Annotated in this window: 12 protein-coding genes; all 12 read left to right on the plus strand. The window is 53.2% G+C overall.

Annotated features, from left to right (window positions below; translation table 11 throughout):
* Nucleotides 1-116 precede the first annotated feature (116 nt).
* The 12 genes from ispC to dnaE all read left to right on the plus strand — a co-directional run bounded on the left by ispC (nt 117) and on the right by dnaE (nt 15242).
* Nucleotides 117-1316 (plus strand): 1-deoxy-D-xylulose-5-phosphate reductoisomerase, encoded by a 1200-nt coding sequence (ispC, locus tag A936_RS09260; protein WP_008456931.1) that lies wholly within the window; start codon nt 117-119, stop codon nt 1314-1316.
* Between the two features lie 186 nt (nt 1317-1502).
* Nucleotides 1503-2255 carry a (2E,6E)-farnesyl-diphosphate-specific ditrans,polycis-undecaprenyl-diphosphate synthase gene (gene ispU / locus A936_RS09265; RefSeq protein WP_008456932.1) on the plus strand — a complete coding sequence of 251 codons (753 nt, stop codon included), beginning with the start codon at nt 1503-1505 and terminating at the stop codon, nt 2253-2255.
* 18 nt (nt 2256-2273) lie between these two features.
* A complete protein-coding gene (gene cdsA, locus A936_RS09270) occupies nt 2274-3131 on the plus strand; it encodes a phosphatidate cytidylyltransferase (protein ID WP_008456935.1) in 858 nt (285 codons plus the stop codon).
* Nucleotides 3132-3142: 11 nt separating this feature from the next.
* On the plus strand, nt 3143-4495 hold the full coding sequence (rseP, locus tag A936_RS09275) for a sigma E protease regulator RseP (RefSeq protein ID WP_008456937.1): 1353 nt from the start codon (nt 3143-3145) through the stop codon (nt 4493-4495).
* Between the two features lie 33 nt (nt 4496-4528).
* Entirely contained in the window at nt 4529-6934 is a 2406-nt protein-coding gene (gene bamA / locus A936_RS09280) for an outer membrane protein assembly factor BamA (RefSeq protein ID WP_008456939.1), read from the plus strand.
* A 124-nt stretch (nt 6935-7058) separates the two neighbouring features.
* Entirely contained in the window at nt 7059-7559 is a 501-nt protein-coding gene (gene skp / locus A936_RS09285) for a molecular chaperone Skp (protein WP_008456940.1), read from the plus strand.
* Between the two features lie 3 nt (nt 7560-7562).
* Nucleotides 7563-8588, plus strand: coding sequence for a UDP-3-O-(3-hydroxymyristoyl)glucosamine N-acyltransferase (gene lpxD, locus A936_RS09290; protein ID WP_008456942.1), 1026 nt, complete (start codon nt 7563-7565; stop codon nt 8586-8588).
* Nucleotides 8589-8736: 148 nt separating this feature from the next.
* Nucleotides 8737-9192 carry a 3-hydroxyacyl-ACP dehydratase FabZ gene (fabZ, locus tag A936_RS09295; protein ID WP_008456943.1) on the plus strand — a complete coding sequence of 152 codons (456 nt, stop codon included), beginning with the start codon at nt 8737-8739 and terminating at the stop codon, nt 9190-9192.
* Between the two features lie 3 nt (nt 9193-9195).
* Nucleotides 9196-9984 carry an acyl-ACP--UDP-N-acetylglucosamine O-acyltransferase gene (gene lpxA, locus A936_RS09300; protein ID WP_008456945.1) on the plus strand — a complete coding sequence of 263 codons (789 nt, stop codon included), beginning with the start codon at nt 9196-9198 and terminating at the stop codon, nt 9982-9984.
* Entirely contained in the window at nt 9984-11132 is a 1149-nt protein-coding gene (lpxB, locus tag A936_RS09305; RefSeq protein WP_008456946.1) for a lipid-A-disaccharide synthase, read from the plus strand. Before lpxA ends, lpxB begins: the two co-directional genes overlap by 1 nt.
* Entirely contained in the window at nt 11129-11725 is a 597-nt protein-coding gene (gene rnhB / locus A936_RS09310; protein ID WP_008456948.1) for a ribonuclease HII, read from the plus strand. Before lpxB ends, rnhB begins: the two co-directional genes overlap by 4 nt.
* 34 nt (nt 11726-11759) lie before the next feature.
* A complete protein-coding gene (gene dnaE, locus A936_RS09315) occupies nt 11760-15242 on the plus strand; it encodes a DNA polymerase III subunit alpha (protein ID WP_008456950.1) in 3483 nt (1160 codons plus the stop codon).
* Nucleotides 15243-15245: the final 3 nt, after the last annotated feature.

Below are 15245 nucleotides of genomic sequence, written 5' to 3' on the forward strand. Positions count from 1 at the left end.
CGTTTACGGGCGGCGTTTTGCTTTATAAAAACGTCAAGTAAAGGCGTAGACAATGGGCGTCCCGCGCCGCAAACTATTGCGCCATTAATCCTTCATTTTACGACCCCGAGTACCTCATGAAGCAGCTCACTATTCTTGGTTCCACCGGCTCTATTGGCGTCAGCACGCTTAGCGTCGTTCGTCATAATCCTGAAAAATTTGCCGTTACGGCTCTGGTTGCGGGCACTAATGTCGGGAAAATGGTGGAGCAGTGCCTGGCGTTCTCGCCGAAGTATGCGGTCATGGCCAGTGAGTCTGCGGCGGCGGAAGTCCGTCGTACCCTGAAAGAGCAGGGGAGTAAAACTGAAGTCTTGGCCGGTGAGCAGGCCGCTTGCGAAGTGGCTACGCTTGACGAAGTGGATCAGGTGATGGCTGCTATTGTGGGCGTGGCAGGGCTGTCTTCAACGCTTGCCGCTATCTCCGCCGGTAAGCAGGTTCTGCTGGCGAACAAAGAGTCGCTGATTACCTGCGGACGTTTGTTTATGGAAGCGGTTGCTCGTAGCAAAGCGCAGTTGTTGCCTATCGATAGCGAACATAACGCCATTTTTCAGAGTATGCCGGAAACAATCCAGCGTAACCTGGGATACGCTAGCCTCGAAGATAATGGCGTGTCGTCTATTATCCTCACCGGATCGGGTGGCCCGTTCCGGGAAACGGCTTATGCAGACCTGGCGGCGATGACGCCGGATCAGGCATGCAGCCACCCGAACTGGTCGATGGGGCGTAAGATTTCCGTCGACTCTGCCACTATGATGAACAAAGGTCTCGAATACATTGAAGCTCGCTGGTTGTTCAACGCTTCAGCTGCACAAATGGAAGTGCTGATTCACCCTCAGTCTGTCATTCATTCTATGGTTCGTTACCGCGATGGCAGCGTGCTGGCTCAGCTTGGTGAGCCCGACATGCGTACGCCTATTGCCCATGCGATGGCTTACCCCGCGCGCGTAGAATCTGGTGTTACACCACTCGATTTCTGCAAAATCGGTTCGCTGACTTTCATGGAACCTGATTTTGAGCGCTATCCATGCCTTAAGTTAGCCATTGATGCCAGCGCGCAGGGGCAGGCGGCGACAACCGCGCTAAATGCGGCAAACGAAGTGGTTGTTGAGGCGTTCCTGAATCAGCAGGTCAGATTTACCGATATCGCCGTGCTGAACCGCAGCGTGCTGGATCAAATGAATTTAACTGATCCACAAAGTGTGGATGAAGTGCTTAGTGTGGACGCTGTTGCTCGTGAAATCGCCAGGAAACAAGTGATGCACCTCTCAAGCCGGTGATAATTCATCCGGCTGAAGTACCGCCATTTGTTCGCTTTGTGCTTCAGTGATATAGTCTGCGCCACTTAATCGCCAGATGTGACTGAGCGTTGAGTGGAAAGCCGTGTCACAACACGGCTTTTTTATGCACCAGGCTTCAATATTCCTGAGTACCGCTTAATTTTTTTCAGGGAATCATTACGCGTTATGTTGTCTGCTAATCAACAATTAAGCGAATCCTTAACTACGCATGGCGCCCGCCATGTTGCCATCATCATGGATGGCAACGGCCGATGGGCTAAGCGTCAGGGTAAAATGAGGGTTTTCGGTCATAAAGCTGGCGCGAAATCGGTACGCCGCGCTGTGACTTTTGCAGCGAATAACGGTATCGATGCGCTGACGCTTTACGCTTTTAGCAGCGAGAACTGGAACCGCCCCGCTCAGGAAGTGACCGCGTTGATGGAGCTGTTCGTCTGGGCATTAGACAGTGAGGTGAAAAGCCTGCACCGTCATAATGTTCGCTTGCGTATTATCGGCGATACCAGCCGATTTAATCTCCGCCTGCAGGAAAGAATCAAAAAAGCTGAAGCATTAACCAGTGAGAACACTGGGCTGACGCTCAATATCGCTGCGAATTATGGCGGGCGTTGGGATATCATTCAGGGAGTGCGACAGCTTGCGTCGCAGGTGCAGGAAGGCTTATTGCGCCCGGATCAGATAGATGAAGAACTGCTCGGTCAGCAGATCTGCATGCATGAACTGGCTCCCGTAGATTTAGTAATTAGGACAGGAGGAGAGCATCGCATCAGTAACTTCCTCATCTGGCAAATTGCCTATGCGGAACTTTATTTTACCGATGTTCTTTGGCCTGATTTCGATGAACAAGACTTTGAAGGTGCGCTAAATGCTTTTGCAAACCGAGAGCGTCGTTTTGGTGGCACAGCACCTGGTGGTGAATAAGCCTGTTGGGGGTCACTTTTGCTGAAGTATCGCCTGATTTCCGCGTTTATTATGATTCCCGTTGTCATCGCGGCGCTGTTTTGGCTTCCGCCAGTAGGATTTGCGATTGCTACGCTGGTGATTTGTATGCTGGCCGCATGGGAATGGGGGCAACTCGCCGGTTTTGTTGCGCGTTCGCAACGTGTCTGGTTGGCGGTGCTATGTGGTCTGTTGCTTGCCGTCATGCTGATTTCGTTGCCGGAGTATCGGCATTCGGTGCATTTGCCGATAATCGAATTCTCACTCTGGGCATCGCTAGTGTGGTGGGTAGCGGCGCTGTTGCTGGTTCTGTTCTATCCGGCTTCTGCGGCGCTGTGGCGTAATTCCAAACCGCTTCGCCTGGTCTTTGGCCTGCTGACCATTGTTCCCTTCTTCTGGGGCATGGTAGCGTTGCGCAGCTGGCATTATGATATTAACCACTACAGCGGCTCTGTTTGGTTACTGTATGTGATGTTCCTGGTCTGGGGCGCAGACTCTGGCGCTTATGTCTTCGGGAAGATGTTTGGCAAACATAAACTTGCGCCAAAGGTTTCTCCTGGCAAGACCTGGCAAGGGTTTATTGGTGGCCTTGCGACTTCTGCCGTCATCTCGTTGTTGTTCGGCATGTGGGCGAATTTGAACGTGGCGCCTGTTGTTCTGCTAACCTGTTCCATTGTTGCCGCGCTGGCTTCCGTTTTAGGTGATTTGACCGAAAGTATGTTCAAACGCGAAGCAGGGATTAAAGATAGTGGTCACCTTATCCCGGGACATGGTGGTATTCTTGACCGCATTGACAGCCTGACAGCGGCAGTGCCGGTGTTTGCCTGTCTGCTGCTTCTGGTATTCAGGACGATTTAACGGAAGGTTTTATGTTGAGCATACTCTGGAATTTGGCTGCGTTTATCGTTGCACTGGGTGTTTTAATTACCGTGCACGAGTTCGGCCATTTTTGGGTTGCTCGCCGCTGTGGCGTTCGTGTGGAACGCTTCTCCATCGGGTTTGGTAAGGCGCTTTGGCGTCGTACTGACCGTCAGGGAACCGAATTTGTTATCGCGCTGATCCCGCTGGGTGGCTACGTTAAAATGCTGGATGAACGCGTTGAGCCGGTGCTGCCGGAGATGCGTCATGCTGCTTTTAACAATAAAACGGTTTCTCAGCGAGCGGCGATTATCGCCGCTGGCCCAATCGCTAACTTCATCTTCGCTATCTTTGCCTATTGGCTGGTGTTTATCATTGGCATTCCCAGCCTGCGTCCAGTGATCGGTGAAATAACCCCCAACTCTATCGCGGCGGAAGCACAAATTAGCGCCGGCATGGAACTAAAAGCGATAGATGGTATCGAAACGCCTGATTGGGATGCTGTTCGTTTAGCTTTAATCGGTAAGATTGGCGATGCGAGCGCGAGAGTGTCTTATGCGCCGTTTGGGACAAATCAAACGCGTGATGTCACCCTTGATCTAAGCCATTGGCAGTTTGAGCCTGATAAGCAGGATCCGGTCGTATCACTTGGATTCAGGCCCCGTGGTCCGCAAATTGAAAACGTGCTGGACGAAGTTCAGCCGCAGTCCGCGGCCAATAAGGCAGGTTTGCAAGCGGGGGACAGGATCGTTAAAGTCAACGGTCAGCCACTCCTTCAATGGAGTGAGTTTGTTAACCTGGTGCGTGACAATCCAGGTCAGCCGCTAGCCTTAGAGATTGAAAGACAGGGGAGCCCCTTGTCTTTGACGCTGATACCGGATACAAAACCGGGTAAAGCGAAGGCAGAAGGGTTTGCAGGGGTAGTACCTAAAATTATCCCGCTGCCCGACGAGTACAAAACAGTGCGTCAGTATGGGCCGTTTACCGCTGTAGCAGAAGCCACGGATAAAACCTGGCAACTGATGAAGCTGACGGTCAACATGCTGGGGAAATTAATAACCGGTGATGTAAAACTGAACAACCTCAGTGGGCCAATCTCCATAGCTCAAGGGGCAGGTATGTCGGCGGAATATGGGTTAATTTACTTTCTGATGTTCCTGGCGCTTATCAGCGTCAACTTAGGGATCATTAACCTGTTTCCTCTTCCCGTCCTTGACGGCGGGCACTTGCTCTTTTTGGCGGTTGAGAAACTGAAAGGCACTCCGGTTTCCGAGCGAGTTCAGGACTTCAGTTATCGCATTGGCTCTATTTTGCTGGTGCTATTAATGGGGCTTGCACTTTTCAATGATTTCTCTCGTTTATAGAGAGAATTAGGTTAGGAAGAACGCATAACAACGATGGCGATGAAAAAGCTCCTCATAGCGACGCTGCTGTTTAGCAGCGCCACCGTATACGGTGCAGACGGGTTCGTGGTGAAAGACATTCATTTCGAAGGCCTGCAGCGAGTCGCCGTCGGTGCGGCCCTCCTCAGTATGCCGGTGCGCGTAGGCGACACCGTCTCTGACGAGGATATCAGTAATACAATCCGCTCACTGTTTGCCACCGGCAACTTTGAGGATGTGCGAGTTCTGCGTGATGGTAATACGCTGCTTGTGCAGGTCAAAGAGCGTCCAACCATTGCCAGCATCACCTTCTCCGGCAACAAGTCGGTGAAAGATGACATGCTGAAGCAGAACCTTGAAGCTTCCGGGGTACGCGTGGGGGAATCCCTCGACCGCACGACCCTGGGCGACATCGAGAAAGGGCTGGAAGATTTCTACTACAGCGTCGGGAAATACAGCGCCAGCGTCAAAGCTGTCGTCACGCCGCTGCCGCGTAACCGTGTTGACCTAAAACTGGTGTTCCAGGAAGGCGTCTCCGCAAAAATCCAGCAGATCAACATCGTCGGTAACCACGCGTTTACCACGGATGAGCTGATCTCCCGTTTCCAACTGCGTGATGAAGTGCCGTGGTGGAACGTTGTCGGCGATCGTAAATACCAGAAGCAAAAGCTGGCGGGTGACCTTGAAACCCTGCGTAGCTACTATCTGGATCGCGGCTATGCGCGTTTCAATATTGACTCCACGCAGGTTAGCCTGACGCCGGATAAGAAAAGCATTTATGTGACCATCAACATCACCGAAGGCGAGCAGTACAAGATCGCCGGCGTGGATGTGAAAGGCAATCTGGCCGGGCATTCTGCGGAAATTGAAAGCCTGACTAAGATGCAGCCGGGTGAGCTGTATAACGGCACCAAAGTCACTAAAATGGAAGACGACATTAAGAAACTGCTGGGTCGCTATGGTTACGCCTATCCGCGCGTACAGACTCAGCCAGAAATTAATGACGCTGACAAAACCGTGAAGCTGCACGTTAACGTCGACTCCGGTAACCGTTACTACGTGCGTAAGATCCGCTTTGAAGGCAACGACACCAGTAAAGATGCCGTTCTGCGCCGTGAAATGCGCCAGATGGAAGGGGCGTGGCTGGGCAGCAACCTTGTTGATGCCGGTAAAGAACGTCTGAACCGCTTGGGTTACTTCGAGACCGTCGATGTGGACACCCAGCGCGTATCCGGCAGCCCGGATCAGGTTGACGTTGTCTATAAAGTGAAAGAGCGTAACACCGGCAGTTTCAACTTCGGTGTTGGCTACGGTACTGAAAGCGGTGTGAGCTTCCAGGTCGGTGTTCAGCAGGATAACTGGTTGGGTACAGGCTACTCGGTTGGGATCAGCGGCACCAAAAACGATTACCAGACCTACGCGGAACTGTCAGCGACCGATCCGTACTTTACGGTGGATGGTGTTAGCCTTGGTGGTCGTATCTTCTTCAACGACTTTAAAGCTGATGACGCGGACCTGTCTGACTACACCAACAAGAGCTACGGGCTGGATACAACACTGGGCTTCCCGGTGAATGAATACAACACGCTGCGCCTTGGTTTGGGTTACGTGCATAACGACCTGTCGAACATGCAGCCGCAGATAGCTATGTGGCGCTACCTGGATTCTGTGGGTCAGCACCCAACTATGAATGCCAACGACAACAGTTTCTCGGCAGATGACTTCACTCTGAACTATGGTTGGACATACAGCAACCTTGACCGCGGTTACTTCCCGACGGATGGTTCTCGCGTCAACCTGAATGGTAAAGTCACCATTCCGGGTTCCGATAACGAGTTCTACAAAGTGACGTTAGATACGGCGAGTTATTTCCCGATCAATGACAATCATACGTGGGTTGTGCTGGGTCGTACCCGTTGGGGTTACGGCGATGGTCTGGGTGGTAAAGAACTGCCGTTCTACGAGAACTTCTATGCCGGTGGTTCCAGCACCGTGCGTGGTTTCCAGTCAAACAACATTGGTCCAAAAGCCGCTTATTACGGCCCGAACCAGCGTAACTGTGGCACTGGTACTGTGTGTAACTCTAACGATGCGGTGGGCGGTAACGCCATGGGTGTGGCCAGCCTTGAGCTGATTACCCCGACGCCGTTCCTGAGTGAGAAGTACGCAAACTCTGTTCGTACTTCCCTGTTTGTCGATGCAGGTACCGTTTGGGATACCAAATGGGAGAACACCGACGCGACCAGAGCGGCAGGTATACCTGATTACAGCACGCCAAGTAACATCCGTATGTCTGCAGGTATTGCGCTGCAGTGGATGTCGCCTCTGGGGCCGCTGGTCTTCTCTTATGCTCAGCCGTATAAGAAATATGATGGAGACAAGGCAGAACAGTTCCAGTTTAACATTGGTAAAACCTGGTAATTTGTTCTGCGCGATGGAACGCAACAGCAGTGAGGCGCTGCACCTGTTAGCCGTTTAGTCAGTTGGCAGGTGCTCGCAAAAAAACAGTGTCTTCGGACGCCTATGGGATGGTAAGGAGTTTATAGTGAAAAAGTGGTTAGTTGCCGCAGGTCTCGGGATTGCTATGGTTGCTTCAGCCGGCGCTCAGGCTGCCTCCAGCATCGCAGTAGTTAACATGGGCAACCTGTTCCAACAGGTCGCACAAAATACCGGTGTTTCTAAAACCCTGGAAAATGAGTTCAAAGGCCGCGCCAGCGAACTGCAGGGAATGGAAAACGATCTGCAATCCAAAATGCAGCGCCTGCAGCGCGATGGTTCAACCATGAAAGCTTCAGATCGCAGCAAAATGGAAAAAGACGTCATGGCTCAGCGCCAGTCGTTCTCCGAAAAAGCACAGGCTTTTGAGCAGGATCGTAACCGTCGTTCCAACGAAGAGCGCAGCAAACTGGTTACTCGTATCCAGGCCGCTGTGAAGAAAGTTGCAGACGATAAAGGCTATGATGTTGTTCTGGATGCAAACACCGTTGCTTACGCAGGTAACGACGTTAAAGACATCACTGCAGACGTACTGAAACAGGTTAAATAAGTAATGTCTTCAATTCGACTGGCTGAATTAGCCCAGCAGTTGGATGCAGAATTGCACGGTGATGGCGATATCGTCATCACCGGCGTTGCATCTATGCAAACTGCCCAGTCTGGCCACATTACGTTCATGGTTAACCCTCGCTATCGTGAACAGCTGGCTGTCTGCCAGGCTTCTGCCGTCGTGATGACCGAAGCCGACCTTCCATACGCTAAGAGCGCGGCGCTGGTAGTGAAGAATCCCTACCTGACCTATGCCCGTATGGCCCAAATTCTTGATACCACGCCTCAGCCTGCAAGCAATATTGCGCCAAGCGCAGCTGTTGATGCGACCGCGAGGCTTGGTCAAAATGTTTCTATCGGCGCAAATGCCGTTATCGAATCAGGCGTTGAGCTGGGCGATAACGTGGTGATCGGCGCTGGCTGCTTTGTAGGAAAAAATACCAAAATCGGCGCGGGTAGCCGTTTATGGGCCAATGTCTCCATCTATCACAACATCGAAATCGGTGCTCAGTGCTTGATTCAGTCCAGCACGGTGATTGGGTCAGATGGTTTTGGCTACGCTAACGATCGCGGTAACTGGGTGAAAATTCCTCAGCTAGGCCGGGTCATTATTGGCGATCGCGTTGAAATTGGTGCCTGTACGACAATCGATCGCGGCGCCCTGGATGACACGATCATCGGCAATGGTGTTATCATTGATAACCAGTGCCAGATTGCACATAACGTTGTGATTGGCGACAATACTGCGGTTGCGGGTGGCGTTATCATGGCGGGCAGCCTTAAAATTGGCCGTTACTGCATGATTGGTGGTGCCAGCGTAATCAACGGCCATATGGAAATCTGTGACAAGGTGACCGTGACAGGAATGGGAATGGTGATGCGTCCAATCACTGAACCGGGAGTTTACTCTTCGGGGATCCCGCTCCAACCGAACAAAGCGTGGCGTAAAACCGCCGCCCTGGTGATGAACATCGATGAGATGAGCAAACGCTTAAAAGCCATCGAACGTAAGGTCAATCAACAAGACTGATCGTCGCCTGCTCCCGGCGCTGCCGTGTTTCCGGCCATTAGGGCTGGAGCGTAAGCCGCGCTTTTTGATTTGCGGCCTGCTGGCATTCTTTGATTGCCGCAGGCCGTGTTATTATTGTCATTTAGAATATTTAGACAGGAAGAGTATTTTGACAACTGACACTCATACTCTGCACATTGAAGAGATTTTAGAGCTTCTGCCGCACCGTTATCCGTTCTTGCTGGTTGATCGCGTGCTGGATTTTGAAGAAGGTCGTTTTCTGCGCGCAGTAAAAAATGTCTCTGTAAATGAGCCGTTTTTCCAGGGGCACTTCCCTAGTAAGCCGATTTTCCCGGGCGTATTGATCCTGGAAGCGATGGCACAGGCTACCGGTATTCTTGCATTTAAAAGCGTGGGTAAACTTGAGCCGGGTGAACTGTATTACTTTGCTGGCATCGATGAAGCGCGCTTTAAGCGCCCTGTTGTGCCTGGCGATCAGATGATTATGGAAGTGACCTTTGAGAAAACTCGTCGTGGTTTGACGCGTTTCAAAGGCGTCGCAATTGTTGACGGCAAGATTGTCTGCGAAGCGACCATGATGTGTGCACGCAGCCGGGAGGCATAATACGTGATTGATAAGTCCGCCTTTATTCATCCAACCGCTATTGTGGAAGAAGGTGCCGTCATTGGCGCTAACGTTCACATTGGCCCGTTTTGTCTCGTAGGTCCAAACGTTGAAATCGGCGAAGGCACGGTTCTGAAATCTCATGTTGTCGTCAATGGTCACACCAAAATTGGCCGTGACAATGAGATCTACCAGTTCGCGTCTATCGGTGAAGTTAACCAGGATCTGAAATATGCGGGTGAGCCAACTCGCGTGGAAATTGGCGACCGCAACCGCATTCGCGAAAGCGTCACCATCCATCGCGGCACGGTGCAAGATGCTGGATTAACGAAGGTGGGAAGCGACAACCTGCTGATGATCAATGCGCACGTTGCGCATGATTGCCAGATTGGCGATCGCGTTATCCTCGCGAACAACGCAACGCTTGCGGGTCACGTACAAATCGGGGATCACGCCATCATCGGTGGAATGACTGCGGTGCATCAGTTCTGCATCATCGGTGCCCACGTGATGGTTGGCGGCTGTTCCGGCGTTGCTCAGGATGTTCCACCTTACGTTATCGCACAGGGCAACCATGCGACGCCGTTTGGTGTGAACATTGAAGGCCTGAAGCGTCGCGGTTTCAGCAAAGAAGCGCTGCACGCTATTCGCAACGCCTACAAGATCCTCTATCGCAGCGGCAAGACGCTTGAAGAGGCGAAGCCGGAAATTGCTGAAATTGCAGCTCAGCATCCGGAAGTGAATGCATTTATTGAATTCTTTGCCCGCTCCACGCGCGGTTTGATTCGTTAATGAAGCCTGGTCGTCCCCTTACGATTGCCCTGGTCGCCGGAGAAACCTCCGGCGATATTCTTGGTGCCGGACTTATTCGCGAACTGAAAGCTCGCGTGCCTGATGCTCGCTTTGTTGGCGTGGCCGGGCCGCTTATGCAGGCTGAAGGTTGTGAAGCCTGGTATGAAATGGAAGAGCTTGCGGTCATGGGCATCGTTGAAGTGCTTGGCCGTTTACGTCGCCTGCTGCAGATCCGCAGCGATCTCACGAAGCGCTTCACCGAGCTGCAGCCCGACGTCTTTGTCGGCATTGATGCGCCGGATTTCAATATCACACTTGAAGGCAACCTCAAGAAACAAGGGATCCGTACGATCCACTACGTCAGTCCGTCCGTTTGGGCATGGCGACAAAAACGCGTTTTCAAAATTGGCAGAGCGACCGATCTGGTATTGGCTTTTCTGCCTTTCGAAAAAGCGTTTTACGACCGGTTTAATGTACCGTGTCGCTTCATCGGGCATACCATGGCGGATGCCATGCCGCTCGATCCGGATAAAAACGCAGCGCGTGCGACGTTAGGCATTGCGGCAGATGCAAAATGCCTGGCGTTGTTGCCCGGCAGTCGCGGCGCTGAAGTCGAAATGCTTAGCGCAGACTTCCTCAGAACAGCGCAATTGCTTCGTAAGCGTTGGCCTGCACTGGAAGTCGTGGTGCCACTGGTGAATGCAAAGCGTCGTGAGCAGTTCGAAAAGATTAAAGCTGAGATTGCCCCCGAACTGCATGTACATCTGCTGGACGGAAAAGCACGTGAAGCGATGATTGCCAGTGACGCGGCGCTTCTGGCCTCCGGCACGGCTGCGCTTGAATGTATGTTGGCCAAATGCCCGATGGTGGTTGGCTATCGCATGAAGCCGTTCACGTTCTGGCTGGCGAAGCGGCTGGTGAAAACCGATTACGTTTCCCTGCCAAATTTACTGGCAGGCCGCGAGCTGGTTAAAGAGCTGCTGCAAAACGAATGTGAGCCTATCGGGCTTGCCTGTGCGCTGGAGCCGTTGCTGGAAGACGGTGCCGTCAGCCATCAGATGCATGACACCTTCCGGGATTTGCATCAGCAGATCCGTTGTAATGCGGACAAGCAGGCGGCGGACGCCGTGCTGGAGCTGGCTCAATGATCGAATTTGTTTACCCGCATACGCACCTTGTCGCCGGCGTGGATGAAGTAGGGCGCGGGCCTTTGGTCGGCGCCGTTGTTACTGCAGCTGTGATCCTCGATCCGGCAAAGCCGATTATCGGGCTGGCGGACTCGAAAAAATTATCTGAAAAACGCCGTCTGGCGCTGTATGACGAAATTGTCGAAAAGGCATTAAGCTGGAGTCTGGGCCGTGCCGAGCCGCACGAGATCGACAATATCAACATTTTGCATGCCACGATGCTGGCCATGCAGCGTGCGGTTGCGGGCCTGAATGTTGTGCCTGAATATGTGTTGATTGACGGCAACCGTTGCCCTGTGTTGCCTATGCCGTCGCTGGCGGTTGTTAAAGGCGACAGCCGGGTGGCAGAAATCAGTGCGGCGTCAATACTTGCCAAAGTCACGCGCGATCGTGAAATGGCCGAACTGGATCTCAGCTTCCCGCAGTACGGTTTTGCTCAGCACAAGGGCTACCCAACCGCTTTTCATCTCGAAAAGCTGGCCGAGCATGGTGCCACCGAGCACCATCGCCGCAGTTTTGGCCCCGTCAAACGCGCGCTTGGGCTCGTCTCCTGAGCCTTAGTAGCTGATACAGAGTAATTGGTGAGAGATGGCTGAACCACGTTTCATTCACCTTCGGGTGCACAGCGACTATTCCATGATTGATGGGCTGGCGAAGACCGGGCCGCTGGTAAAAAAAGCCGCGGCGCTGGGAATGCCTGCTCTCGCTATCACCGATTTCACCAACCTCTGTGGGTTGGTCAAATTCTATGGTTCCGGCCATGGAGCCGGTATTAAGCCGATCATCGGTGCGGACTTTAACGTTGCCAACGAGCTGTTAGGCGATGAGCTTAGTCACTTGACGGTGCTGGCTGCAAACAATGAAGGCTATCAAAACCTTACCTTACTGATCTCTCGTGCCTACCAGCGTGGCTACGGCGCAGCGGGCCCGATTATTGACCGAGAGTGGCTGGTAGAGTTAAACGAAGGGCTAATTCTGCTCTCCGGTGGGCGCATGGGAGATATTGGCAAAAGCCTGCTTCGTGGAAACCAGCTGCTGGTCGATCAGTGCCTGGAATTCTGGCAGCAGCATTTTGCCGATCGCTTCTATCTGGAACTGATTCGCACCGGTCGGGTGGATGAAGAAAACTATCTTCACGCCGCCGTGGCGCTGGCTGACGAACGCGGCTTGCCGGTGGTTGCCACCAACGATGTCCGCTTTATTGATGCCGGCGACTTTGATGCCCACGAGATCCGAGTGGCGATCCACGATGGCTTCACGCTGGACGATCCTAAGCGCCCGCGTAACTACTCCGCCCAGCAATATATGCGTAGCGAAGAAGAGATGTGCGAGCTGTTTTCGGACATCCCGGAAGCGCTGGAAAACAGCGTTGAGATTGCCAAGCGCTGTAACGTGACCGTGCGCCTGGGTGAGTACTTCCTGCCGCAATTCCCGACGGGAGAGATGACCACCGAAGACTTCCTGGTCATGAAATCCAAAGAGGGGCTGGAAGAACGTCTTGAGTTCCTGTTCCCGGACCCGGAAGTGCGTGCGCAGAAACGCCCTGAATACGACGAGCGCCTGGATATCGAGCTGCAGGTTATCAACCAGATGGGCTTTCCCGGCTACTTCCTGATCGTGATGGAGTTTATCCAGTGGTCGAAGGATAACGGCGTGCCGGTCGGGCCTGGGCGTGGTTCAGGTGCGGGGTCGCTGGTGGCCTATGCGCTGAAGATCACCGACCTCGACCCGCTTGAGTTTGACCTGCTGTTCGAACGTTTCCTTAACCCGGAACGTGTTTCGATGCCTGACTTCGACGTTGATTTCTGTATGGAAAAACGCGACCAGGTGATCGACCACGTTTCCGAGATGTATGGGCGTGAAGCCGTTTCGCAGATCATTACCTTTGGTACGATGGCGGCGAAGGCGGTTATTCGCGACGTAGGTCGCGTACTCGGTCACCCTTACGGTTTTGTCGATCGCATTTCCAAACTGGTGCCACCGGATCCCGGCATGACGCTGGCGAAAGCCTTTGAGGCGGAGCCGCAGCTGCCGGAGATCTACGAAGCTGACGAAGAAGTTAAAGCCCTGATCGACATGGCGCGCAAGCTGGAAGGCGTCACGCGTAACGCCGGTAAGCATGCCGGGGGCGTGGTTATCGCCCCAACCAAAATTACCGATTTTGCGCCGCTTTATTGTGACGACCAGGGGCAGCATCCGGTTACCCAGTTCGACAAGAACGACGTTGAATATGCGGGCCTGGTGAAGTTTGACTTCCTGGGGCTGCGTACGCTGACGATCATCGACTGGGCGCTGAAAATGATCAACCCGCGTCGGGCAAAACAGGGGCTGGAGCCGATTGATATCGCCGCCATTCCGCTCGACGATAAGAAAAGCTTCGACATGCTGCAGCGCTCGGAAACCACCGCGGTCTTCCAGCTTGAATCCCGCGGCATGAAAGACCTGATTAAGCGTCTGCAGCCTGACTGCTTCGAAGACATGATCGCCCTTGTGGCACTTTTCCGTCCGGGCCCGCTGCAGTCGGGGATGGTAGATAACTTCATCGACCGTAAACATGGCCGCGAAGCGATTTCTTATCCGGACGTGGAATGGCAGCACGAAAGCCTGAAGCCGGTACTGGAGCCTACCTACGGCATCATCCTGTATCAGGAACAGGTTATGCAGATTGCCCAGGTGCTTTCCGGTTATACCCTCGGCGGCGCAGATATGCTGCGTCGTGCGATGGGTAAAAAGAAACCGGAAGAGATGGCCAAGCAGCGCGGCACCTTTGAAGAGGGCGCAATCAAAAACGGCGTCGACGGCGAGCTGTCGATGAAAATCTTTGACCTGGTAGAGAAATTTGCCGGGTACGGATTTAACAAATCTCACTCTGCCGCCTATGCTTTGGTTTCGTATCAGACGCTGTGGCTGAAGGCGCACTACCCGGCAGAGTTTATGGCGGCCGTAATGACCGCCGATATGGATAACACCGAGAAAGTGGTGGGCCTGGTGGATGAGTGCTGGCGCATGGGGCTGAAAGTCCTGTCGCCGGACATTAACTCTGGCCTTTACCATTTCCACGTTAACGATGACGGGGAAATTGTTTACGGCATCGGCGCGATAAAAGGCGTGGGTGAAGGCCCGATTGAAGCCATTATCGAAGCGCGTAATCAAGGCGGGCATTTCCTCGATCTCTTTGATTTGTGCGCGCGTTCCGATATCAAAAAGCTTAACCGCAGGGTGCTGGAAAAACTCATTATGTCCGGGGCTTTTGACCGCCTTGGGCCTCACCGCGCGGCGCTGATGAATGCGCTGGGTGATGCGTTAAAAGCAGCTGATCAGCACGCGAAAGCGGAAGCTATTGGCCAGGCAGATATGTTCGGCGTTCTGGCCGAAGAGCCTGAGCAGGTCGAAAAGTCCTACGCCAGCGTGATTCCCTGGCCTGAACAAGTGGTGCTGGAAGGGGAGCGTGAGACGCTCGGACTGTATCTTACCGGTCACCCGATCAACCAGTACCTGAAAGAAATCGAGCGCTATGTCGGTGGCATGCGCCTGAAAGAGATGCACCCGACGGAACGTGGTAAAATGACCACGGCTGCGGGTCTGGTGATTGCTTCGCGGGTTATGGTCACCAAGCGAGGTAATCGCATCGGCATCTGTACGCTGGATGACCGCTCTGGTCGTCTGGAAGTGATGTTATTCACAGATGCGCTAGAAAAATACCAGCATCTGCTGGAAAAAGACCGTATCCTGATCGTTAGCGGACAGGTCAGCTTTGATGACTTCAGCGGAGGGCTTAAAATGACGGCCCGCGAGCTGATGGACATCGACGAAGCCCGTGAAAAGTACGCGCGTGGGCTTGCTATCTCGCTGACGGACAGGCAAATTGATGACCAGCTTTTAAACCGTCTCCGTCAGTCTCTGGAACCCCATCGTTCGGGGACAATTCCAGTACATCTCTACTATCAGAGGGTGGATGCACGAGCCCGGTTGCGCTTCGGTGCGACATGGCGTGTTTCCCCTAGCGATCGTTTACTTAACGATCTGCGAACGCTGATTGGTTCGGAGCAGGTGGAACTGGAGTTTGACTAAAAC

It is taken from the genome of Enterobacter sp. Ag1 (assembly GCA_000277545.1).
Taxonomy (GTDB): Bacteria; Pseudomonadota; Gammaproteobacteria; order Enterobacterales; family Enterobacteriaceae; genus Cedecea.

Coding starts and splice junctions, on each gene's coding strand:
- lpxD (WP_008456942.1), top strand. CDS start 7,563: ATGTCTTCAATTCGACTGGCTGAATTAGCCCAGCAGTTGGATGCAGAA.
- bamA (WP_008456939.1), top strand. CDS start 4,529: ATGGCGATGAAAAAGCTCCTCATAGCGACGCTGCTGTTTAGCAGCGCC.
- rseP (WP_008456937.1), top strand. CDS start 3,143: ATGTTGAGCATACTCTGGAATTTGGCTGCGTTTATCGTTGCACTGGGT.
- ispU (WP_008456932.1), top strand. CDS start 1,503: ATGTTGTCTGCTAATCAACAATTAAGCGAATCCTTAACTACGCATGGC.
- dnaE (WP_008456950.1), top strand. CDS start 11,760: ATGGCTGAACCACGTTTCATTCACCTTCGGGTGCACAGCGACTATTCC.
- rnhB (WP_008456948.1), top strand. CDS start 11,129: ATGATCGAATTTGTTTACCCGCATACGCACCTTGTCGCCGGCGTGGAT.
- ispC (WP_008456931.1), top strand. CDS start 117: ATGAAGCAGCTCACTATTCTTGGTTCCACCGGCTCTATTGGCGTCAGC.
- lpxB (WP_008456946.1), top strand. CDS start 9,984: ATGAAGCCTGGTCGTCCCCTTACGATTGCCCTGGTCGCCGGAGAAACC.